We start from the raw sequence: 25,451 nt of genomic DNA on the forward strand, positions 1-25,451 counted from the left end.
ACCTAATACTAATGTTTAGAGTTAGCAGCATTTTTTGTGCTGATGTTAATCATTAAATAGTCATTAGAGTTAGTACTTAGGTGATGCAAGTATCATTATTAGCAAATTGGCAGGAGTTTCAAATGAATAATCAAATGTGGTGGCGTGGTGCGGTAATTTATCAAATTTATCCGCGAAGCTTCTATGATGCAAATCAAGATGGTATTGGCGACTTACCGGGTATTATTAGTAAGTTAGACTATATTGCCAGCTTAGGTGTTGATGCAATTTGGATCTCTCCATTCTTCAAATCACCAATGAAAGATTTTGGTTACGATATTAGTGACTATCGTGATATTGACCCTATTTTTGGTACGTTAGCCGACTTTGATGAGCTTGTTATTAAAGCTCATGCTTTAGGCATAAAAATAATGATAGACCAAGTGCTGAGTCATACTTCAGATCAACATCAATGGTTTATAGATTCTCGTGAAGATCAAACCAATGACAAGGCCGATTGGTATGTATGGGCAGATGCGAAAGCCGATGGCACCGCACCTAATAACTGGCTGTCAATTTTTGGTGGTACCGGTTGGACATGGGACCCAAGACGTCAACAATATTACTTGCACAACTTTTTAACCAGCCAACCTGATTTGAACTTCCATAATCCTGAAGTTCGTAAAGCCGTATTAGACAATGTTGAATTTTGGCTTAAACGTGGTGTAGATGGTTTCCGCCTTGATGCGATTAATTTTTGTTTTCATGATGCTCAATTGCGTGACAATCCTGCTAAACCAAAAGAATTAAGAACAAGCATTGGCTTTGATGAAAAAAATCCTTACGCATATCAATATCATTACTTCAATAACACTCAAGACGAAAATCTTGGTTTTATGGAAGAGATCCGCAGCTTACTTAATCAATACCCAGGCGCGGTAGCTTTAGGTGAAATTTCTTCTGAAGATTCATTAAAAACCATGGCCGAGTACACTCAAGGTGATGCGCGTTTGCATATGGGGTACAGTTTTGACTTATTAACAGATAACTTCAGTGCTAGCTATATCAAGCAAGTTGTACAAACTCTTGAATCGCGTGTATCAGACGGTTGGCCATGTTGGTCTATTTCAAACCACGATGTAGAGCGAGTTGCTAGCAGATGGGGCGGCTATGAAAGTAAGTGTTTTACTAAAATGTTGTTTGCGATGATTTCATCATTACGTGGCAGTATTTGTAGTTATCAAGGTGAAGAGCTTGGTCTAACTGAGGCTGATATTGCTTATGAAGATATTCAAGACCCTTATGGCATTACCTTTTGGCCGCAGTTTAAAGGCAGAGATGGTTGTAGAACGCCGCATCCATGGCAACATGACGCAGAAAATGCTGGATTTACACAAGGCAAGCCCTGGTTGCCAGTGTCAAAAGATCATTATGCCAAATCTGTAGATGTACAAGATCAAAGCTCTGATTCAGTACTTAACAGCTACCGTCACTTTAATCGCTGGCGTAAAGAGCAGCCGACATTACGTTACGGCGACATTGAATTTATTGAAGTGCAAGATCCTATTTTGGCTTTTGTTCGTCAATTTGAAGGTGATAAGCTTTTAGTATGTTTTAATTTTAGCGATAAAGCACAAACTATTGCTTTATCTGAATTGACTAAAAATGGCGAAAGTTTGACTGAAGTATTAGGTCATAAGTTAACTAGCGGCACCATAGTTGATGGTAACTTACAATTACCTGCTTTTGGCTGTTACTACAGTAAGCTTTAGTCTTTAAAGCAATAGGTTCAAGCTAGTGCTTGCTATTTATTAGCGGTTAAATGGTACTAGCGAGTTAGCATAAGCGAATTCAACATCCCACTAATCCCACTAAGTATTAACCACTTATCTAAATAAGTGGTTTACCTAACGAGAGTACACTATGAACTTCATCAGAAAATGTTCACTATTAGCCGCAATAAGTTTGGCTTGTATCACCTCCAATACAAGTTACGCTACTGCAGCAGAAGCACCTGAGAAATTAAAAGCTAAGGCAGCCTCGTTAGCACCTTATCAACAACGAGAATTGCAAGATGAAGTATTTTACTTTGTTTTACCTGACCGTTTTTATAACGCTGATACCAGTAATGATTTAGGTGCGGATGCTAATGATAAAAAACGTGCTGCTTCTCACGGCGGGCTAGATAAAACTCATAAAGGTATGTATCACGGTGGTGACTTAGCTGGCTTGACTGAAAAGCTACCATACTTAGATAATATGGGAATTAGTGCTATTTGGCTAACACCTGTTTTACGTAACCGCGCTATGCAAGCTGGTACGTCAGGCTATCATGGTTATTGGATACTAGACTTTACTGAAATAGACCCACACCTTGGAAGTAATGCCGAGTTGAAAAACTTTATTGATCAAGCACACAAACGTAATATTAAAGTGTTCTTCGATATAATTACCAACCACACCGCTGATGTTATTAAGTACAAAGAATGCCATGGTGAAGATGGTTTAGGTTGGATTGTCGATGCAGCTGAAGGTACTGATTGTCCATTTATATCCATGGCACAAATTGCTGAAGGTAATCAATACACAGCAATAACTCCAAAGGGGGATGAAGTTTTAAAATCACCCGCGTGGTTAAATAATACTAATTTATATCACAATCAAGGCGACTCTTTTTGGCATGGTGAAAGCGCTGTTCGTGGTGACTTTTCAGGTCTTGATGATTTATACACAGGTAATGCTATCGTTGTAAATGGCATGATTGATATTTATAAAGATATTATTGAAGAATTCAAACCAGATGGCTTTAGAATTGATACCGTAAAGCATGTCAACATTGAGTTTTGGCAATTATTTTCTCCTGCTTTACTAAAATTTGCAAAAGAGCAGGGTATTAACAATTTTACTATGTTTGCTGAAGTGTACAGTTATGAACCTGAAATATTAAGCCGTTATAGTACTGAAGCTAAAATCCCAACGGTATTAGATTTTGCCTTTCAAGGGGCTGTAACTAAGGCATTGATTGAACAACAAGGCACAGAGGTCTTAGAGCAACTGTTTGCTAAAGATCACTTCTATCAAACAAAACACAAGTACATTCCTAATACGGATGCCAATTCGCTGGTTAATTTTACCGGTAATCACGACATGGGACGTTTTGCTTACGGTCTTTCACAAAGCCCACATAATTACTCAGAGCAAGAGCAAATAGCGCGTAATTTACTTGCGAATGCCATGATGTTTTTCAGCCGTGGAGTACCGGTTATTTATTATGGTGATGAGCAGGGGTTTGTAGGCGATGGTGGCGATCAGGCATCGCGTCAAGATATGATGCCGTCTTTGGTTGATAGTTATAATGACGATGATTTATTAGCTACAGACTTAACTACTGCTGATGATAACTTTGACACTAACCATCTTTTTTATCGTAGTTTTGCTAAATATGCCGAGTTATATCAGCAATATCCTGCATTACGTTTTGGTAAACAAACGGTTGTTTATGCAGAGGATAAGCCAGGGATATTCGCGATAACTCGTGAAATTTCGGCAACTGATAGCAGTGCAGTAAAAAGTAAGGTAAAACATAAAGCACAGAAATTAATGATTGTTTTTAATACCGCGAACACAGCTCAAAAGCTTAGTGTTTTAACTGATAATAGTCACCGTAGATTAGTGTATAGCTCGGTAGAAACAAGTAAAGCAGATGAAATAGCGCCATTGAGTTTTGCTATTTATCAATTGTAAAAATGTTTATGATTTCTACTTAGTTGGAAGCTTAGTTACCCATCTATAAACAATAGAAACGGCTTCAATATACATTGAAGCCGTTTTTTTATACCTGATTTCTCTTCTGCTTATCACTCCATTTATCACTCGATATGATCGACATTAACTTTTGTTTTTAACCCATTAAGATAATCTGTTTTTAACTCATAAAGGTAAACAGGGGACTTATAAAAGTCAGTCAGGTGTATTACTTTACTTTGTTGCAGTCTCTTTTGCAGTCTCAGTTGTAGAGGTGTCTTTGCTGAGGAGCTAGAGATTTGCTGTGAAGTTACTATAGAATAAGGTAAGGCAAAATTATTACTAATCAAAAAAGTTACATTGCTTTGCTCTAACTGTAATTTATTGCTGATTTTTACCATCGCCTCAGGAAATAAATAACACACGACTACCGAGACATTTGAAAGATCAGCTAGGTAAAAGTTCTGCCGATGCAAAGTCAGGTTATGTAACTTCAACAGTTTTTTTAAAATTGTCGATATTAACCACGGCAGGTACGATAACTCGTAGCCTATTATTTTTCGGTGTGGATATCTCGTAGCAATACGTATTACAAAGCTTCCCCAACCACTGCCTAAATCAACAATAGCCCCATTTCCTGTTTCATCAGCTAATTGCATCATAGCTAGATAAGCTTTATTAGAGCTTGGCATGGGTGAAATACCTAGTTTTATTGTGTTGTAAATCAGGGAGCCACTAACCCATAAAGTCAAAAGTAGTAAGCTGCTTAAAAGTAATAATTCAAACGTGAACAAAGTTAACCCTTATCTTGGCAGTAATGCCGCTCTATCGTGTGTAATATGTATTAGAAAACCAATTAATGCATACAATAAATAGAGCATAACGGTTTAAACGGTAATTTACTTTTTGATAGTTGTATAGGGTAGGTTAAAAAGTTGATGTGTATTTAACGAAAAAAAAGCCTGTCAGTGTACTGACAGGCTTTTACTTTGATGCTTTATTTAGCGTATTAAGTTATTTTAACTACCTAGAAAGTGTAGTTCAAACCTAATGAGTAGTTAGCACCAAACGATTGATAAGAGGTGATTTGTCTCATATCTGTTGCTTCAGCTTGAACGGTATTTTCATTAGTAAGGTTTTGACCTTGTAATGAAATAATTAAACCGTCTAATGAATCAAAACCAGACTCAGCAAAGTCATAACTAATTTGTGCATCCCAAAGTTCAGCACCGGCATCATCTGTTGCTTGTAAAGCAAGACTACTACCACGTGTTTCAGTTAAGAATTCACTACGCTTAGTACCAGCAATACGGAACTCGAAACCATGCATTTCATAGTAAGCTGTTAATGAATAACTTTCTTCAGAAAGTCCTGGAACTCGCGATCCATCGCTTAGTTTTCCGTCTAAGAAAGTAGCGCTCATTACCACACCAAAACCGTCTAATGCATCAGTCATTACACGAAGTGGTACACTGGCTTGAAATTCATAACCGCGTACAAAACCTTCAAAACCATCTGTAGTTGTACTAACTAAACCTTGTAATGTCGCTGGGGCATCACCGTTAGAGTCTTGATGAATCTCAGGGATATATACTTCACTAAAGTCAGTTAGTGCATCTGACGTTCTGTGCCAGTTAGTTAAATCTTTATAGAAGAATGCAGCACTAAAAAAGCCATCGTCAGTAAAGTAGTTTTCATAAGAAATATCAAACTGATTAGATGCTAAAGACGCTAACTCAGGGTTACCCGCGCTGCCAGTCCAAGGACCATTGTCTGGGTTAGCACTTTGAATTTGATTATCATTATAAGCAAAAGTAGCACGAGAGTTTGGACGTAGATCATCCATACGTGGGCGACTTTGTACTTTAGCTAAAGCGGTACGGATAAATTGATCTTCTGCTACTTCAAAGTTCAAGTTAAGCATTGGTAACCAATCTGAGTATGATGCGCCGCCACTTGTAGCGGTAGACACTACATAAGCATTTTCATCTTCAACCGTTGAAAAGCCGGTTGAACCTTGAGTTACATCAACATATTGTACGCCAAGGTTACCTGACATATAAATGCCCCAAAACTCTGCCGCTAAATTAATTTTTGCATACACATTTAACGTTTCTTCGTTAATGGTATAAGTGTCACCTAAGCGGTCAGTTTGTACTAAAGAAGCTTCTGTTGCTGTGTAGTAACCACTGCGGTATAAATCTAAACTGTCATAAGCAAGTACACCATTAATACCGATAAAGCCTAAGTCAGCAATACCTAATACATTAGGAATTGCTGCATCACCAGGGTATTCAGGTGAAGTTAGGTAATCACCTTCGTTAACTTTATCTTTGCTACGCTCAGAATAGTTAACCCCCATGTTGATACCACTGATAATGCCATAATCAACTACACCATCAATATCGATACGAATGCTGTCTAAATTTTCAGTAAACTCAGGGCGGTTAACAAAACCATCTTGTGCATCACTACCAATAACTGGAGCTCCCCACGATTGTGGACCTGCAAGTCTCATTAAGCTTTCATCAGTAAAATCAACACCAGGTAGTGTTGGGTGAGCGCTGTACATAGCTCCTGATGAAGTCATTTCCCATGAGCGAGCCGTTGATGTACGACCATCAGTACCAGCACGGCCAACACCCGAATAGCTTTCTAAGTCGGTAAGTGATTTGTCTACGTCACCCACTGATACATCAAGCATTGCTGTCCAATCGCTATTTATTTCATAAGCTACATTTAGGCCGAAGGTTGTTAATTCAGACTCTTGTGATCTGGCGTCATTACGTACTACAGAATAAAAACCATCCCAGTAACCAGAAGTCACTAAATCGTCTTCAATTGACGTTGCTTCATAGTTTACGCCACCCCATACTGGGCCACCTTCTTCGAGACCTCGACGGACATCATTTTCTTCAAAATCGATATATAAGGCGTCAAATTTAACGGTAAGTTGGTCGGTTGGTTGGTATTCAATAACGGTTGCGATTGAGTTACGTTCCATTAAAGCTGAACGAACAAATGAGTCATGGCCGCCTAAAATTTTATCGCCATCAGGTGTGTCAGCGTAGCCCCAGCCACGGAAGTTTTCTTCTTGACGAGGCGTTTCTTGGCTAGAAACAACAAAGTTGATACCTAAGGTATCGTCAAAAAATTGGTCAATATAGTTAAAAGATAGACGATGACCATTGTTATCGTAATCAGGGTTAGCAGACTCTTTTTCATTTTGCTCGTAAACCGCGTTAACAGTCATTGACGCTTGTGAATTTAACGGGCTTGCTGTTTGTAAATCAATAGTACCTGCAATACCTTGATTCATCAGACCTGCTTCAGCTGTTTTGTATATTAGAATGTTAGCAACTATTTCGGTTGGATATAAATCAAACTCTACCCCACGGTTATCGCCCATACCAAGTAGTTCACGACCATTTAATAAGGTACCAATGTAGTTTTCATTAAATCCACGTATTGATAGACCACTTGTTCTACCGTTACGACGTTCACCGGTTACACCAGGAAGACGCGCTAAAGATTCAGCAACACTGGTATCTGGTAATTTACCTATATCAACTGCCGAAAGTACTTCTACAATAGATTCTGAACTCATTTTAATGGCTTGCGCTCTTTGTAAACTGCCACGAATACCTGAAACCTCAATGGTTTCAATTTCTTTTTCGGTTTGAGTATCAGGTGTAAAGTCTTCTGCTGCGATGCTTTGCGAACTTAATGCCATTAAACCGCTTGAAAAAATCGCTAATGTTAATTTACTTGGTTTGAAATTTATCATTGTGTATCCCCTAGCTATCCTTGAGTACTGAATTAGTTAATCAAGTAACTTCCGGTTAGCTTAATTTTTATAGTCAACAACGGTTGTTGTCTTTTTATATTATTTGTATGTGCTGTATTGAAGATTGTTCAATCTGATATTTTCTTAGATATTTTGTAGTCGTCTATTTTTACGAACACCTTGGAACAACTTCAATATAAAGGACTAAACATAGCTTTGAATAGGATCTGCATACGTATTCAGAGGGGGGCAGTACTATTGAATACGTATGCAGTAGCTGTTTTAAAAATCAACAACTGATTAAGTTAATAGGGAAACTAAAAACAATACTAAAAAACAATGAGGATATAGTTTTGAATATACCAAATAACTTTAAAAAAATAGTACTGGTAACGCTTATCTCGGGAAGTGTTATTTCCTGTGGGGGAGATAAGGATAATACTGATACGCCACCGGCAGTAATAGTTGAGACGCTACCAGATCCAGTTGTTACGGCAGCAGACGACCAACTATTAATTTTTTATAACCGACCAGACAGTGAATACGATGGTTGGGCATTGCATTTATGGAATAATGAAGCGTGTAATGCTTATGCTGATTTTGGGGCTGACGAAGGCACTGCTTGGGATGCAGGACAAGTGCAAACTGGAATTGATCCCAACTATGGCGCTTATTGGGTTCTTAACTTAAGTGAAGATCATAATGAATGTGCTAATGCCATATTACATAATGGAGACGATAAAGATATTAGTAGCGGTGATTTAAGGTTTGACTTAACTGGCGATCGTACCTTTTGGACCCTGTCTGGATTTAGCGAATTAAATGAAACTGCGCTGCTTTATCCAACTGGGGCTTTTATTAAGAATACTGCAGCACACTGGGTTTCACCTACCACCGTTTTTTGGCAGCAAGATGATGCCGTGAAAGTACGTGTTTATAGTGCCGATGTTGACGACTTAGGTTATAACCCAGATACAGGTATTGCTGGCGATAATTACATTGAATTTATTGCGCAAAGTGAAAACCCAGCAGTTGAACTAGGTATGCCGCGTTATAGTGATTTAACTACGTTCACTACAACAACAGCTGATGCTGATAAAGTTAAAGCTATGCTTAAGGGCAAGTTACTAGCCATTTCTTATGATGCTGATAATGAGTTAGTCGGTGCAACTTATGTACAAACACCACGTGTTATTGATGCTTTATATACGCAAGGTGAAGCAGATGCTAACGAAGCTTCGCTTGGCTTAACTTATAATAGTAATGATATTACTGCTAGTGTTTGGGCGCCGACGGCAAAAGACGTAAAATTAAACATTTATAACAGCGCTAAAGAGCTGCAATCTACAGAGCCTATGGTGCTTGATAATGACACTGGTATTTGGTCATTTACGACGCCGATTACTAACGATCGTATGTTCTACCGTTATGAACTTTCGGTATACCATCAGCAAAACCTAGTGTTTGAAACATTAGAAACAACAGATCCTTACTCGGTATCTTTATCAACTAATGGTGAGTATTCACAATTTGTTAATTTAGCGGATGCCGATCTTAAACCTGCAGGCTGGGAAGATCATGTTATTCCAGTGATTGCTGATCCTGAAGATGCGGTTATTTATGAAGGTCATATTCGAGACTTTAGTATTCTAGATAGCAGCACAACGGAAGCAAACCGCGGCAAATATTTAGCCTTTGCTGAGCAAGATTCAGCACCGGTTATGCATTTAAAGTCATTAGCTGCTGCAGGTTTAACACATTTTCAAATGTTACCTTCTAACGACATAGCAAGTATCGATGAAGATGAGTCTACACGTGTAAATATTACGGATACAGTTGCTGATTTATGTGCTGAAGATAAAGCGCCAGGTGCTGCAGTATGTGGTGTTGAAGATCCTGCAAGTACACTATTAGAAGTATTTGCAAGCTACGACGCTGATTCAAAAGACGCACAAGCGTTAACGCAATCATTACGTGGCTTAGATAGCTTTAACTGGGGTTACGATCCTAAGCATTTCACTACGCCTGATGGTAGTTATTCATCAAATGCTGATGGCGTAGCTAGAATTATCGAAATGCGTACTATGAACCAAGCGTTACATGGTATCGGGCTACGCGTTGTGCTTGATGTAGTATATAACCATACTAGCGCTTCTGGTTTAACGGGCAATTCAGTACTTGATAAAGTTGTACCTGGGTATTATCACAGACGCGATTTAATAAGCGGCAATGTTATACAAGATACTTGTTGTCAAGATACCGCACCAGAGCATGTAATGATGGATAAGCTTATGCAAGATTCATTATTAGTATGGACTAAAGAATATAAGTTTGACGGTTTCCGTTTTGACATCATGAGTAATAACTCTGTTGACTCTATTCTTGCGGCGCGCACTGCAGTGCAAGCGATTGACAGCGATAATTATTTTTATGGTGAAGGTTGGACGCGTAACGATCACGGCTACGCCCAAGCGCAACAAAATAATATGGCAGGTACTTCAGTTGGTACATTTAACGACAGACCACGCGATACTATTCGTGGCGCTTCATTATTTGGCAGCGAAAATAAGTTTGCAGATCAAGATGTTATTCGTTTAGGTCTAGCTGGTACTTTAGAAAATTACCAACTACAAGCACAGAACGGTCGTACTGCATCAGGTAAAAACTTTGCTCAATCGTCTTATGCTAAAGACCCTGCAGACATCATTAACTATGTATCAAAGCATGATAATGAAACTTTATGGGATCAATTACAGTACGGTTTACCAACCGATATGATGTTAAGCGATCGAGTACGTGCACAAAATATTGCGGCAACTATTCCATTAATGAGCCAAGGTATTCCATTCTTCCAATTCGGTGGTGATTTCATTCGTTCTAAATCAATGGACAGAAACACTTACGATGCCGGCGATTGGTATAACAAAGTTGATTTTACTAAGATGACCAGTAACTGGAATAAAGGTTTACCGTTAGCTGAAGACAACGAAGCTAAATGGACTGATATGCGTAAACTTGTTGCTAACAGTGAAATTCAAGTTCAACAAAATGATATTGAATTAGCTAGCGATGTGTTTGCAGAGTTTTTAGCGATTCGTCATAGCTCTAAGTTATTCAAATTAACCACAGCGCAAGATGTTTACGACCGAGTAGGGTTCCATAATACTGGTCGTGATCAATCGCAAGGCTTAATTGTAATGAGCCTTGATGACGGCACAGGTTTAACTGATTTAGACCCAGAAAATGATGCCATTATGGTTATTATTAACGGTTCAAGCGCTGAACAATCTCATAGTATCGCTGAAGCCTCTGGCTTTGAGTTGCATAGCGTGCAACAAAACTCTGTTGATAGCACAGTACAAATGGCAAGCTTTACTGAAGATGGTGGTACCTTTACGGTTCCTGCATTAACTACTGCGGTATTTGTTAAACCACAAGGTGCGAGTCAAGGTTATGGTTTACCTGCAGGCTTATTACGTGATTTACCAGATGTTGCACCATATGGCGATTCAGCTGTTTACATGCGCGGTAGCATGAATGATTGGAGTGCGGATGATGATTATTTGTTTAGCTATGTTGAAGATGGCGTTTATACACTTGAAGTTGAATTAATTGCAGGACAGCAAACATTCAAATTTGCTGATTCTAGCTGGAATAATGTGGATTTAGGTTTTGGTAATGTAAGTTTTACCGCTGATTCTGTTGTCGTAGCTGACGATGGCGGTAATATGAGTTTTGCGGTAGAAAGTGATGGATTATATACCATTAAATTAGATGCTAACTCTGAAACACCAGCCGTTACTATTACCAGTATTGCACCTACTTTTAGTTGTGATGCGTTAGCTGATTCAACGGATCCAATTCCATACTCAATTGCAGGTGGTGGTCAACTTTATGTTAAAGGCGATCATTCTGGGTGGGGCGCTCAAGAAGCTTATCGCTTACATTATAAAGGTGATAACGTTTATCAAGCGGTAGCCGATTTTGATGGCACACTAAACTTCAAACTTGCTTCAGACGATGCAGATTGGGATACTCAAGTATGGGCTCAAGCAGAAGGTAGTGCGGCAATTAATACTGAAACACTCGCTGTTGGCGTTAGTTACTCGGTGTCGAATGACTCTGCGGGTCAAGATAACAACAAAACTACTTTAGCTGCTGGCAAATATAGCTTTTTGTTAACCCTTAACGAAGCTAACCCAGCTGTAGGCTCTGATATTGGTACATTAATTATTCAAGAGTGTGAGTAATTATGAGTAATTAATAGTACGGTCTTGGCATAATCGCTTAGCTCTAATTAAAAGAAATTAAGCTAAATTAAAAAGCTTGTTGAGTAAAATCAACAAGCTTTTTTTATCAGTATTAGTATTAGTATTTTTAAGTGATTTACAACGACCGCATATTGAATACGTATGTAATAAAGTGAAATTAGTTTTGCTACTCTCGCAGAGCTAGTAGGGTAGTAGTCATAAAATTTTACGGTGATTATTATGAAAATTATTCCAACTTATTTTGCTAACCTAATTCCTAACTTAAGCCCTAATATTGACAAGTCTCGTATGAAAAATTCGATGAGTTTAGCGTTATATACTTCAGTATCAGTTGCTGCGGTATTAATGACAAGTTCGTGTGTCGACCAAAAAAATACAGCTCAAGTCGAACAGGCGACTAAGCCATTAAGCCAGCAGGTAAGTAAACAAAGCGATACCAATACAGATGCCTCTCAAACTATTACCCAGATTAGTGCAAGTGAGTTAGCTACTTTACCAAGTGACTCATCAGCTCACTGGATAACAAATGACTTGTTACTTCTACCTAAATCAGATGAAAACTATCACTATCAATTACTCAGTAAAATTTCAAAAAGCGCTAATGAGTTTAATGCGATTGATATATCACCAGTAAGCCTACCTGAATCATTGACCAAAGAATTTCCACATTTAGCTGACTTTCAAGCTTATCGTGTGCAATTAACGCCAAAAGAAAGTAAACGTTGGTTAAAGCACCAACTGATGGTTGTTGCCAGTGACTCAGCAACAAATAAACAGCTTAAAAAAATTGCTTATGTGCAAACAGGTCCTGTAATTGATGCACTTTATACCCAAGGCGAAAATGATGCGGATGAAGTTGTTGATTTAGGTGCAACCATAATACATAGCCAAGCAGAAAAAGCAGAAAACACCACGGTTAGTTTTAAATTATGGGCACCAACCGCACAAGCTGTGTCAGTAGTATTATTTGATGATGAATTACAGCCTATCGCCGATGGTAAACTTGCCATGATCGAGGATACTAATACCGGTGTATGGCAAGTTATTGCAGATAGCAAAGCAAGCTATGCTTATTACAAATACCAAGTAGATGTGTATCACCCCGAAACACAACAAGTAGAATCTTTATTAGTTACCGATCCTTATTCTTTGAGCTTATCTGTTAATAGTGAGTACTCACAGGTTGTTAATTTAAATGACCCAGTAACTCAGCCTGAAAACTGGCTTAAGCAACAAATACCTACCGTAAAAAATGTTGAAGATAATGTTTTTTATGAAACCCATATTGGTGATTTTAGCGCTATCGATCAGAAGCTGAGTAATCCTGAATTTAAAGGTAAATATAAAGCGTTTAGCGAACAAAAATCTGATGGCATACAACATTTAAAAGCACTGCAGGCAGCAGGTTTAAATAACATCCATTTACTACCTACTTTTGATATAGGCACAGTGAATGAAGATGAAACTATGCGTCTTGATATCAACGACAACCTTGCTAAAGTTTGTGATATTGCCCCTAAAAAAACTATTTGCCAGCAGCCTTATGATGCTGAGCAAACAATCAAATCATTATTAATGAGTTACTCAGTTGATGGTGAACAAGCACAATTACTGGTAAGTGAATTACGTGAATTTGACGATTACAATTGGGGCTATGATCCTTTTCATTATACCGTTCCTGAAGGGAGTTATGCGATAGATGCTAAAGGTGTTGCTCGTTTAATTGAATTTAGAGAAATGGTGCAAAGTTTACATAATTTAGGCTTTCGGGTGATCATGGATGTGGTGTATAACCATACTTACGAAGCGGGATTAGAGCCCAAGTCAGTATTAGATAAAATTGTACCGCATTATTATCATCGATTAGACCCTATAACTGCCGCTATAGAACAATCAACCTGTTGTGATAATACAGCAACAGAGCGCGTGATGATGGCCAAACTGATGACCGACTCATTAGTGGTTTGGGCAAGAGATTATAAAATAGATGGTTTTCGTTTTGACTTAATGGGACATCAACCAAAAGACGCAATGCTCGTTGCACGAGAAGCAGTGCGTGAAGTAGACCCTGATACCTATTTTTACGGTGAAGGTTGGAACTTTGGTGAAGTGGCGAGTAATAGTCAGTTTATTCAAGCGAGCCAATTAGAGCTTGGTGGCACCGAAATAGGGACTTTTACTGACAGATTACGTGATGCGGTACGTGGCGGAGGCAACAATACCCGTGACTCGCAAGGTGTTGGCAATGGCTTATTTACATTCCCTAATGAGAAACAAGCTAATGTAGACAAAGCACAAGTGCAGGCTGAATATGAATTACGCATGGATCAATTACGTATTGGTTTGGCGGGTAACTTAATTAACTTTCCTTTACGCACGATTACTGAGCAAGCTGATGGAGAAAATGCTGGCGATACTGATGGCGAAGTTGTGGTATTGGGTAAAGATATTCCTTATGGCGATCAGCCAACAGGTTACGCTTTAGACCCAGCAGATACCATCAACTATGTTTCAAAACACGACAATCAAACGCTTTGGGATAACAGCCAATACCGCTTAGCGTTTGACGTTTCAACTGAAGACAGGGTGAGAATGCATACCCAAAGTTTATCTTTCGCTTTATTCGCTCAAGGTATTCCGTTTATTCATATGGGCTCAGAATTCATGCGCTCTAAATCATACCTTCGTGACAGCTACGACTATGGTGATTGGTTTAACCGTGTTGATTTTTCTAAACAAGATAACTTTTATCAAGTTGGCTTACCACCTGCAGCAAAAGATGAAGAAAACTGGCCGTTAATTCAACAAGTATTAAAAGGGCATGAAGGACGAGATAAAGTTAATGCCAAACAAATTCAGCAAAGTAGTGATGCTTTTATCGATTTGTTAGCAATACGTATGAGTAGCCCATTATTTAGGTTGAGTACCGAGCAAAGTATTATTGATAAAGTAAGCTTTCTAAATGCATCCATTGATGCTGGCGTGAATGTTGAAGGCAGCACGGATGTTAATCAGGCCGGCTTAATTGTTATGAAAATTGATGACACCCAAGGCGAAGCGGTTGATCCTAATTATCAAAGCTTAATAGTTTTCTTTAATACCAGTGGCGAAACACAAACCTTTAGGTACGATTCAAGTTACGACTCTAGTAACGATTTTGAAGTTAATAGCACTAAGCAGTATCAATTACATCCAATTCAGAAAAATGGCTCTGATGAAGTTGTCAAACAAGCAAAAGTAATCGATAAAGGTTTTAGCATTCCACCTTTATCAAGTGTTGTGTTTGTTAAGTTAAAATAAAAACGCTCATAAATAAAAGTACTCATAAATAAAAGCTCGGTAACAGATATTGTTACCGAGCTTTATGTTTGTTGAAAATATATTATTAATTATTGTTCTGTTTATACCCGTTACCATTCAAAGTGCGGGATTTCAGTGGGAATTAAAGCACGTTAAACAAGGAGAATAATGTTCACATAGCCATTCTATTTTTACGTTATTTAACGCCGTTTAACCTGCTTATAAACCCATCGAAGAAGTGTTTGAGCGATATCACTTCATCGTTACTGTGATTTATAAGGGCGCTACATGGATGGTGTTATTAGATAATGCAGGAGCTATTATCCTAAATAACCCTTATCTCATCACAGTGCCTCAAATTGAAATCGCTCAAGCACTCTGAAACCTGCATCTTGAATAGTAACGGGTATAAGTAATTAGAGATATTTCATCCACAGAAAATTATACACTGGGTGATAAATGTAAATAGCAACCTCTGCCGGCAAAGGTTAGCTGGTAACTTGTTTCTTCAGTTTCATTATTAGGTAAAAACCTCTCTAGTAATTCCATATCGACCAAATAATCGAGCATGGTTTGTTCTAACATTTCTAGGTTGGTTTTACTCATTATCTCAGACGTTGTAGCAATATCCGTACAATAATAAAGAGCCTTGATTATCTTAGCTTCAGTGTCTGATATTTGTGGCATACGTCCAGAATAAGGCGGGTATTGATCTTCTGGACATTTACCTTGCACACTTTTATAGGCGGCTTGAATCACTTTAATATCGTAATCTTTATCTTGAGTAACTTTAAAGGTATGAAAAACTCCGGCTTCTTTTTTCAAGTAATCTACTTTGGCTAAAAAAATAGGTAAATTACATTCTTGTGCAACATAATAAAACCCAGTTTTCCACTTAGTCACGGGTCCTCGAGTCCCCTCTGGTGTAAAAAGAAAAAACACACGATTAAGTTTTTGGCTTTCAATAAATTGCTTTATTAGCTGTACTTGCCCAGTACCTTTAGATGTTCGGTTTATAGGTATAGCGCCGAGATACATCATCCAAGTGCCAAGTATAGGGACTTGGCATAAGCTTTCTTTTACCGAATAATATATTTTCACATCTTGTAAAATTGCCGCACCGAGTGCATAAACAAAATCCCAATTTGAAGTATGAGGTGCGGCTATAGCAACACCAGCACCTTCAGGTGCTATTTTATAAAGCTGCCATCCGGCTAACTTAAACCAAACAGAGAAAATAAATTTTAAAAAATATTTAGTGAATATACCGTCGAAAATTGTTTTTTCACGAATCGATAATGTTTGTTTAGTCATGGAGATCAAAAATAAATTATTACGCAGATTGAGCGATTGTAGCAGGAAAGCGGTAAAAAATATTGTTGTCGCTATTTCATTTATGCTTTTAACTAAATTTAAAATTAAGTGTAAGTAAGTGTTTATTTAGTGTTCGGATTTTTATAATACGAGATTTATTTAATATTCACCCAAAGAAATGATTCTATTCGTTAAGCCTTAATGCGATTCAGAGCTTAAATTTTTTGAACGAAAACAACACACAGTTGACTTTTTAGTATGTTTTATGAGTATTTAAGCCCAGTATTAAGTTAAAGTTTTAAGAAAGTAGACCAGTATAGAAACAATAATTGCCTCACTTATAAGAGATAAGCTATGCACAAATAGAGAATCAAATTAAGCTGATATAATGTATTCACTTTTGTAATTAATCAATCATAGCATTATGTTATACTTAGCAAATTAGTTAGAAATACTTTTATTCACTAGAAGAATTACTGGTATTTATATACAATCTGTATACATACGCATTTTGCTCCCTGTAACAACTCAACGTATTAACCTTAATCCTATGGCTGCTATTTTACATCTTAACGATAAAAATCAAGTATTAAACTATTTGAATGCTTGTCATTGTTTTGGTCGTTCGCCAACGAATGTTGATTCTGTGATTAATGCTCAAGAAGTATCTCGGATACATGCTGTGGTTGAATGGTCAAATAATCAATGGCTCATTCGCGATCTGAGTAATAATGGTACTTGGGTAAATAAGCAAAAATTAGTAAAAGACAGTCCTTTTAAGCTTACTGTTGGCGACGAGATATTCTTTGCTTCAGGTGAATCTCATGGTGTGGTTATTCAGGATTTAAGTCCACCACAAAATATGCTACTGCCAGTTGAGCAAATAGGAGGACAAACACCTCTATCACCTATTTTGTTATCAGATGGTAATTTACTGCCTTCAGAAGAAACCCCTGAAATAGCCTTGTTCTATGTGCCAAGTAAAGATCAATGGTATAAAGAGTTTTTAGTTGATACTGATGGTAGCGCTTATCCGGTAGAAAATTCAGATTTACTGTTTTTTAATAATCAAAAGTGGCAATTAAAATTAATTCCGTTAACTGACAATACGGTGTTAATGGCTAAACCTAAGTTATCTGTTGAGCAAATAAAATATCGCTTTAATTTAAGCTTAGATGAAGAAAATACTGAATTAACAATCACTACCGATGATGAGAAATTCTCTTTATCAAACAAAGCACATCATTATTTAACTTTAAGTTTGGCCAGACATCGCGATGAGGATGCTCGATTAGGTATTGATGCTGACAACCAAGGTTGGCGATTACCAGAAACACTCACTAAAGAATTAGGTTGTGATATTACCTTATTTAATACCCATGTATGTCGAGCAAAACAGCAATTTAGAGATATACTTGATGGCGCTTGTGATGGTGATGAATTAATTGAGCGTAAAGGTAAAAAAATACGTTTTGCTGGTGTTTTCTATCGTATTTACAAAGGTAGTGAGCTGATCGTCAACCGCGGTCAAGATAAAGTATCTCTCACTGTATTGCATGGATAGCAACTTACCTCATTACACCCGCGAACGACTTTTAGGCGAAGGAGGCATGGGTAAAGTTTACCTAGCCCAAGACAATCAATTACAACGCCAAGTTGCTATTAAAGAATTAACTTACCAACATGATAGCGCTCAAACTAATACAACCCCCAATACCGATCAAGTTAATCATGCACTGCAAGAAGCGCGTTTATTAGCGCGTGTTAACCATACCAATATCATTCAAATTTATAATGTTCATGATGAAGGTGACCATATCTCCTTGGTTATGGAGTATTTTCAAAGTAAAACCTTAACTCAGTTTCAACATGAAACACACAGCACGCTTGTGCAAAAATTAGATTTATTACAACAATTAGCAGCAGGCCTTGCTGCGGCACATAAAAATGATGTTATTCACTGTGATCTAAAGCCAACCAATATATTAGTTAATGAAAGCGGGCACTTAAAGATCACTGACTTTGGCATTGCTTTAATTGCCAGTAATGATGCTAAAGAAGCAGTAGAGCTCTCATCAAATAAAGAGTCCGCCCCCCTATTATTTGGTAGCTTGTTGTTTATGTCGCCTGAGCAAATTAAACAACAAGCCCTGGATTACCGAAGTGATATTTTCTCACTAGGTATTATCGCTTATCAGTTAATGGTAGGCAGTCACCCTTTTGGGCGTGGCTCAGCAACAGAAATTGCCGAACGCATTTGTAATAAACAGGCCGAACATGCTAAAAACTTAATGCTGAATGCGCCAAGTGCTTTAACAGATCTTTTAATGGAAATGTTAATTCAGCCACTTGAACAAAGAACCATAACGGCTAGTGCAATAGAAAACCGAATAAAGCACATTAGAACCGCATTGTTACAGGCTGAAATAAGCGAGCAAGAGACAATGCCGTTATCGGCAGATAATTCGATAACGCAGTTAAAGCATTCTGGCGTAGGGGGGCTATCGCACGATAATATCACTCAAGAGTACCGTGCTGTTTTTCCGAATGAAGGCGCTGAAGAATATCCAAATACACGTGCTTATCAGAGCACGCTTACGCCTCAACAAGGCGCACTAATTCATCAAGATACAGTTCATTGGTATCAAAAAAACACCTTGAAAAGCCTACTGAGTTTGTTGTTAATATGTGTTATCGCAATCACATCTTTTATATTTTATAGCCCGCAAGTAGCCCCATCTATTCAAGTGGTTATTTTAAAGCCCACTTTTAACGATAGTGAAAAAATGGCAGCAATGCAACAAGACCTAGTTATTTCTGCGGTTGAGGATGCGATGCGACAAGCGGTAATAAATACTAAAAATATGTATTTAATTTCACAACGCGAAGTTAATGCGATCATTAAAGAATACCCAGATAACTTAAAGAAGCTTAAGCAAGCGGTAGGTGCAACAGACATAATTGCCACTGAATTAGTATGTGATAATAATCGCTGTAAAGTGCATTTTTCACGCTTAGTGGCGAGTGAAAAAAATAATGATTCGCTATTGGTAACATCTGAGAAAAACTGGGTAGCGCCCGTTGATAAATTTAATGCTATTTTTAGTACGAGCCAAGCCCAGTTTGCTTCGCTATTTCCTGAATATTCTGAAATAAATGATTCTGTCTTGGTACAGAGACCCATTAAAGAAGAAGATTATCGTACTTATTTAGCGCTTTATAATCAGATTAAAGGGCAGGGTAACTATAGCGAAGAGAGTTTAACTCAATTAGAAGAACTACTCATACGTTCTCCTTATCTGTATGCTGCTTATGACTTATACAGTGAAACAGCCTCAAATTTATATGTAGACAAAAGAGATGAAGTATATCTTAAGCGTTTAGAACTAATCCTACAGAAATCACCACCTGAATATCGTTATAGTCTATATCATGCGATTGATAGTTTTTGGTTGGCATTTAATATGCGTGATTTTGAAGCTGCTGAATTACAGATTAAAGAAGCGAGGATTAGGGGAGCAAATAGTTTTACTTTAACTGAATTAAATGGCATTTTGTTTTTTTCCAAAGGGCAGTTTAAGCTTGCTGTAGAATCGTTTCAAAAGGCATTGCTACTTAGACCTAGCTCTGCTCTATTATTTAACTTAGCTCTTAGCTATTGGAATATTGGTGATTTAAAGGAAGCTGAAAGTATACTCAAGGAGATGCTAAAAATTACTCCTAATAATGATCGTGCAATTCGTTTGAACGCAAGTATATGGTTGCTGCAAGGAAGGATGGAAGAAGCTATTCTAGCTTATAAAAAACTTGTAGTTAACTTTAATAGTGATAAGGATATCAGTAATTTAAGTTTAGCATATGGCTTAAATAAGCAATACGATAAATCCTTAGAATTTGCATTAAAAGCGTTAACAGACAATCCTAATAATCCTATTAATTTACTAAATTTAGCGGATGTTGAAATGATAATAGGCGATAAAAATAATGCTATTATTTATTATAAAAAAGTAGTTGAAATGTTAGAAGGTACAAATGAGGTTAATTACCTCATATATTTAGCTCAAGCTTATGCGCATTTAAACTTTGCAAGCTTAGCAATAGATTCTTTAGCTAAAGCACAAATTTTGGCTCCAGATAGTAGTGAAGTATTTTACAGTTCTGCTGTTGTTTATAGTTTATTGGGCGAAAATTCTTCAGCTATTTATAATATAAAGTTAGCATTAAAAAGTAATGTAGGTGTTGTTTGGTTTAATCTTCCTTGGTTTGATGAACTATGTACTAATAAAGAGTTCTCTCTTTTAATGCGGGAATACAATAACCATACACGTTGTAATATTTAAGTTTTTATTTCATCAAACCACCGGTTCTAAAACCACCAAACTTCATTAAACCACCGGTTCTAAAGCCACCAAACTTCATTAAACCGCCGGTTCTAAAGCCACCAAACTTCATTAAACCACCGGTTCTAAAACCACCAAACGCTACACTACCTTGCTCGACATTAACTGTCTCTACAATATTCTCTGAACTCTCAATCTCTGCTGGTTCAGCCATTGCACTAGGTAAGTAAGTGCTAGTAACTAAAGTAAGGGCGATTGCTGCTGCTTTGATGTATGAGTTCATAATAATATTTCCTATTAGTAAAATGTGTTAAGTAAGCTATGCTTATTTATGTGTTGTTATGTTCGTGTTCGTTTGTTAAAGCGAAAGCGGCTTGTTGTGTTGCTGTGCTTTAAATCTGAACACAAATTTACAGATCCAAATCGATTCAAGCCATGACGGATAATTACGGGATGGGACTTTTTTGTATAAATGTCTGGTTTTATATGGTTTTTAAATAGACTAAGTTATTGTTTAACCAATTCTTATTTGTTTACTAATGATTAAAAAAAAGTTTCTTACTTTACTCTTTTCAATATTTTATTGCTGTAATGGCATGTCATCTTTAATCGTTATTAGCGATTAAAAGCCAATATTTCCCGAATGACAGCCAATTTGTAATGGCGTGTAATGTTATTTAAGCAACATTTTTGAAATACTAATCTGAGGTTAAAAATTACAGATCAATTAATTCAGATGCCAAGAATATTGGTCAAGGTAGTAGGATAAGGAGACAGTATTCATGAATGCAGTGTTATCACTTGACGTAAATTTAGTGACTGAAACTGTTTCAGATACCAAAATTATGGTTGAAAAACATAGCGTCGAGAAAATAAGTAGCAACGTTATCATGGCATGTAATCAAGAGCATGTAAGACATGTAGATGAAAGTAAGTTGGAAGATGTAGGTGAACATCAATTACATATTAAGGGCGCACATAAGTGTTGCCAATGTGCATATAATTCCGGATATCAACAAGGCTCTCTATTACAAGAGTTTATTAGTCTAGATATTGATCGTTTAGGTGACGTGCCACCCAACTCACAAGGACGCTATAAAAGTATTCATCAAGCATTTGCGCTTGGTTACAAAGATGGCGTTAATTCATTTATCAAAAATTAATTTTTTTAAAGTGTGCAATAAATTAAAAAGGAGTTTATATAGCGGGCAGTTTTATTATTGTCAATTTTGCACTCGGAGTAGTACATGCAAAAGCAAAGCGAGCTAGAGAATGTATCAGGTTTTCATTTAGTTCATGTCAATATATTAGGCAAACAAGAATCAGTAGTTAGAACATCGTATGAGGTAGTTGATCCATCTGGTGATGTAATTGGTCGTTTTGGTAGCTTAAAAGAAGCGCAAAATTTTATTAACTTATTATGTGATTTATCACCAGAAGAAGTTAAAGCAAATGAACTAGAAACTATCGCCTCTGAGCAGAAAAATACTGAACACCTTAGTGCAGTTTCTCCAGAATCTCAAACTAAAGTTGCTCAACGTAAACGTAGATTTACGTTTAAATTTAGACGTAAATAGCCTTATAAAACATTAAGGTTACTGTGGATGAAAACATATAAGTGGTTAAAATTAATGTATTTACCTTGCTATTTTAGGCTTGAGCTTAGGTTAAGTAATATTTATTAGGTTGTTTTAACGTAAATGAGTATTCATTACAAAGTGATTAATTAATACTTGTTATAGCTTCATAATCGTCAGTGATTAGTCAATATCTCCTAAATTAGAATTATCAATTATAATTCACGGCAACGAGCGAACCCCTTCGTTAGTTGTCGATTTTTTAAGTACCTTTCAATGATTTCCATTAAATAACTAAATGTAGAACTAAATAAATATCTAAGACATTAAGTTACCCTCACTCTAATTCCCCTAATATTTGCGAAATAACTGCTGCAATTTACAATATCCACGCAGCACCATTGAAAATAATTTGTTAGACTCCATGTTTGTATCCCACCCTTATTTTAATTGGCAGCTAATATGACAAACGCATTAGAAATTAACGGGCTAGAAAAAACCTACAAAGGTGGTTTTCAAGCGTTAAAAGGTATTAATTTAACAGTAAAACAGGGGGACTTTTTTGCTTTACTGGGTCCTAATGGGGCTGGTAAATCTACTTCTATTGGCGTAATTACTTCACTTGTGAATAAAACGGCAGGGCAAGTTAAAGTTTTTGGTTATGACATTGATACCGATTTGGAAAAAGCGAAAAGCTTTATTGGTTTAGTACCGCAAGAGTTTAACTTTAGTCAATTTGAGCCATTAATTCATATTTTAGTTAATCAAGCGGGATATTATGGCGTAACTAAAAAGGTTGCCTTAGTTCGTGCTGAAAAATATTTAAAGCAATTAGAATTATGGGACAAGCGTGACGCGCCTGCACGAACACTTTCGGGCGGGATGAAGCGTCGTTTAATGATTGCTCGTGCTTTGATGCATGAACCTAAAATGTTAATTTTAGATGAACCAACTGCGGGAGTAGATATTGAAGTTCGCCGTACCATGTGGGACTTTCTACGTGAGTTAAATGAGCAAGGTATTACCATTATATTAACCACTCATTATTTAGAAGAAGCGGAAAACTTGTGCCGTAATATTGCCATTATTGATGGTGGTGAAATTGTTGAAAATACTAGCATGAAAAAATTACTGGCACAGTTAGACATTGAAACTTTCGTTTTTGATATTAAAGAAGGGACAATGATAACGGAGTTAGAGCAAGTTGCTCAGCAATCAAAAGTCATTACTTATCGTGTTATCAATGATCATACATTAGAAGTAGATTTAAACCAGGTACAAAACTTAAATCAAGTGTTTGAACAACTAAGTGCCGCCAATATTGAAGTATTGAGTATGCGTAACAAAAGTAATCGGTTAGAAGCGTTATTTGTAAATTTAATAAATAAAAAAACTAACGCTAGCGAAAACTCCACTCAAACTCAACAATCATCTGCTGTATAAGGAACTCATTCAATGAATAACTCTATTGCGTTAAAAAGTATTTTAACGAAAGAAATTCAACGTTTTATGCGTATTTGGGTGCAAACCTTAGTGCCACCTGCAATTACCATTAGTTTATATTTTATTATTTTTGGTTCACTTATTGGATCTAGAATTGGTGATATGGGAGGTATTGATTATATGTCGTTTATCATACCTGGTCTTATTATGATGAGTGTTATTACCAACTCTTATGCGAATGTGGCAAGTTCATTTTTTAGTGCCAAATGGCAAAATAATATTGAAGAAATGCTAGTAGCGCCGGTGCCTAATTGGGTTATTGTTGCCGGCTATGTTGGTGGCGGTATGTGCCGAGGTATTTTAGTAGGGTTAATTGTAACCTTAGTCTCGTTATTTTTTGTTGATATTCAATTGCATAATGTTTGGATTGTGATTGCAACTGTCACTTTAACTGCAGCGATTTTCTCGTTAGCGGGGTTAATTAATGCTATTTTTGCTGGAACATTTGATGATATTTCAATTATTCCGACTTTTATTTTAACGCCGTTGACCTACCTAGGTGGAGTGTTTTACTCAATTAGTTTACTGCCTGAATTTTGGCAAGGTGTTTCACAAGTAAATCCGATTGTTTATATGGTTAATGCATTTAGATACGGATTTTTAGGCGTAACCGATATTAGCCTAACTATTGCGTTCGCGGTTATGACCTTTTTTATTGTTACGTTATTTACTATCGCGATGGTACTTATTTCTAAAGGTATAGGGCTTAGAAGTTAATATGGCGAACAATTCAGAGCAGCACATGAACACAGCAGACTTAAAAACACATCTTGGTGATTCTAAAGCAATTGTTAGCAACCAAGAAGGCATTCACGAAAAGCTAGATGAAGTGGTTAATAAGCACTTGTCTCATCCATTTCAAAAGCCTTATCAAGCGCATACCCAAACTGCATTTGCCCAGATGGATGTGTTAGTACAAGAGTTTTTAACAACAAACCCTAGTGGCGAAATTATTTTAGATGCTTGTTGTGGTGTTGGGCAAAGTACTAGACTTATTGCCAAACAACACCCGCAAGCTCTTGTTATTGGTGTTGATAAGTCTGATCACCGAATTAATCGTAATGTTGAAGGTTTTACTCTTAATGATGGTTTCACCGCGGATAACTATCACTTAGTGCGGGCTGATTTAAATGATTTTTATCGCTTAGTCAAAGCCGCACAGTGGCCGGTATCAAAGCATTATATTTTATATCCTAACCCTTGGCCAAAGTCTAAGCACTTGCAGCGTCGCTGGCATGGCAGTGCGGTATTTCCCCAAATGACCAGTATTGGTAAACAATTAATATTGCGCAGTAATTGGTATATTTATTTGGCTGAATTTAAACAAGCGGCGGCTTTGGTTGATTTACAAGGTGAAATTACCACATTACCTGTCGTTGAAAGCGCTGCGGCATTGACTCCATTTGAAGCAAAATTTCAAGCAAGCGGGCAGGAATGCTGGCAACTTATTCTGCAAAAGTCATAATATTGTTGTCTTTACGGATAAAATTACGGGACTTTTAGTGCATTTTTTATTAAAGTGCATTTTTTCATATCCGTTTAAAAACAGTGATTATCGTTTTATCGTTAAGTTTTATTTATCGTTAAATATAGTTACTAATATTCGTTTTAATAGCCGGTTTGAATAACTCAAACT

At 37.1% G+C, this 25,451-nt stretch carries 15 protein-coding genes; 11 read left to right on the forward strand and 4 right to left on the reverse strand.

Features of this window, described 5'->3' with window-relative positions:
- Nucleotides 1–122 precede the first annotated feature (122 nt).
- Together CWS31_RS07835 and CWS31_RS07840 are read left to right on the forward strand one after the other, a co-directional pair.
- A complete protein-coding gene (locus CWS31_RS07835; RefSeq protein ID WP_101342977.1) occupies nucleotides 123–1,751 on the forward strand; it encodes an alpha-glucosidase family protein in 1,629 nt (542 codons plus the stop codon).
- Between the two features lie 151 nt (nucleotides 1,752–1,902).
- A complete protein-coding gene (locus CWS31_RS07840; protein WP_101342815.1) occupies nucleotides 1,903–3,723 on the forward strand; it encodes an alpha-amylase family glycosyl hydrolase in 1,821 nt (606 codons plus the stop codon).
- A 125-nt stretch (nucleotides 3,724–3,848) separates the two neighbouring features.
- Here the strand turns inward: CWS31_RS07840 and CWS31_RS07845 are convergent, their stop codons facing one another.
- Together CWS31_RS07845 and CWS31_RS07850 are read right to left on the reverse strand one after the other, a co-directional pair.
- A complete protein-coding gene (locus CWS31_RS07845) occupies nucleotides 3,849–4,415 on the reverse strand; it encodes a class I SAM-dependent methyltransferase (protein WP_101342816.1) in 567 nt (188 codons plus the stop codon).
- Nucleotides 4,416–4,750: 335 nt separating this feature from the next.
- Entirely contained in the window at nucleotides 4,751–7,510 is a 2,760-nt protein-coding gene (locus CWS31_RS07850) for a TonB-dependent receptor (RefSeq protein ID WP_101342817.1), read from the reverse strand.
- Nucleotides 7,511–7,863: 353 nt separating this feature from the next.
- Here CWS31_RS07850 and CWS31_RS07855 point away from each other — a divergent pair, with 353 nt between their 5' ends.
- Together CWS31_RS07855 and pulA are read left to right on the forward strand one after the other, a co-directional pair.
- Nucleotides 7,864–11,760 carry an alpha-1,6-glucosidase domain-containing protein gene (locus CWS31_RS07855; RefSeq protein ID WP_246143437.1) on the forward strand — a complete coding sequence of 1,299 codons (3,897 nt, stop codon included), beginning with the start codon at nucleotides 7,864–7,866 and terminating at the stop codon, nucleotides 11,758–11,760.
- 240 nt (nucleotides 11,761–12,000) lie between these two features.
- Entirely contained in the window at nucleotides 12,001–15,081 is a 3,081-nt protein-coding gene (pulA, locus tag CWS31_RS07860; protein WP_246143438.1) for a pullulanase-type alpha-1,6-glucosidase, read from the forward strand.
- A 441-nt stretch (nucleotides 15,082–15,522) separates the two neighbouring features.
- Here the strand turns inward: pulA and CWS31_RS07865 are convergent, their stop codons facing one another.
- Nucleotides 15,523–16,395: a 1-acyl-sn-glycerol-3-phosphate acyltransferase gene (locus tag CWS31_RS07865; protein ID WP_101342819.1), complete on the reverse strand. Its 873-nt coding sequence runs from the start codon at nucleotides 16,393–16,395 to the stop codon at nucleotides 15,523–15,525.
- Nucleotides 16,396–16,945: 550 nt separating this feature from the next.
- Here CWS31_RS07865 and CWS31_RS07870 point away from each other — a divergent pair.
- On the forward strand, nucleotides 16,946–17,959 hold the full coding sequence (locus CWS31_RS07870; protein ID WP_101342820.1) for an FHA domain-containing protein: 1,014 nt from the start codon (nucleotides 16,946–16,948) through the stop codon (nucleotides 17,957–17,959).
- Nucleotides 17,952–20,735, forward strand: a complete 2,784-nt coding sequence (locus CWS31_RS07875) for a serine/threonine-protein kinase (RefSeq protein ID WP_101342821.1) — start codon at nucleotides 17,952–17,954, stop codon at nucleotides 20,733–20,735. Before CWS31_RS07870 ends, CWS31_RS07875 begins: the two co-directional genes overlap by 8 nt.
- A 4-nt stretch (nucleotides 20,736–20,739) precedes the next feature.
- Here CWS31_RS07875 and CWS31_RS07880 read toward each other — a convergent pair whose 3' ends face one another.
- Nucleotides 20,740–21,018 carry a hypothetical protein gene (locus CWS31_RS07880; RefSeq protein ID WP_101342822.1) on the reverse strand — a complete coding sequence of 93 codons (279 nt, stop codon included), beginning with the start codon at nucleotides 21,016–21,018 and terminating at the stop codon, nucleotides 20,740–20,742.
- A 499-nt stretch (nucleotides 21,019–21,517) separates the two neighbouring features.
- Between CWS31_RS07880 and CWS31_RS07885 the strand changes: the two genes are divergently transcribed.
- The 5 genes from CWS31_RS07885 (at nucleotide 21,518) to trmB (ending at nucleotide 25,280) form a co-directional block, all read left to right on the forward strand.
- Complete coding sequence (locus CWS31_RS07885; protein ID WP_101342823.1) at nucleotides 21,518–21,898, forward strand: hypothetical protein; 381 nt, start codon at nucleotides 21,518–21,520, stop codon at nucleotides 21,896–21,898.
- A gap of 84 nt (nucleotides 21,899–21,982) precedes the next feature.
- Nucleotides 21,983–22,312: a hypothetical protein gene (locus tag CWS31_RS07890; protein WP_101342824.1), complete on the forward strand. Its 330-nt coding sequence runs from the start codon at nucleotides 21,983–21,985 to the stop codon at nucleotides 22,310–22,312.
- Nucleotides 22,313–22,774: 462 nt separating this feature from the next.
- A complete protein-coding gene (locus tag CWS31_RS07895) occupies nucleotides 22,775–23,755 on the forward strand; it encodes an ABC transporter ATP-binding protein (protein ID WP_101342825.1) in 981 nt (326 codons plus the stop codon).
- 12 nt (nucleotides 23,756–23,767) lie between these two features.
- Complete coding sequence (locus CWS31_RS07900; RefSeq protein ID WP_101342826.1) at nucleotides 23,768–24,532, forward strand: ABC transporter permease; 765 nt, start codon at nucleotides 23,768–23,770, stop codon at nucleotides 24,530–24,532.
- Between the two features lies 1 nt (nucleotide 24,533).
- Nucleotides 24,534–25,280: a tRNA (guanine(46)-N(7))-methyltransferase TrmB gene (trmB, locus tag CWS31_RS07905; RefSeq protein ID WP_101342827.1), complete on the forward strand. Its 747-nt coding sequence runs from the start codon at nucleotides 24,534–24,536 to the stop codon at nucleotides 25,278–25,280.
- The last annotated feature ends 171 nt before the right edge of the window (nucleotides 25,281–25,451 follow it).

The organism is Colwellia echini (genome assembly GCF_002843355.2).
Lineage (GTDB): Bacteria > Pseudomonadota > Gammaproteobacteria > Enterobacterales > Alteromonadaceae > Colwellia > Colwellia echini.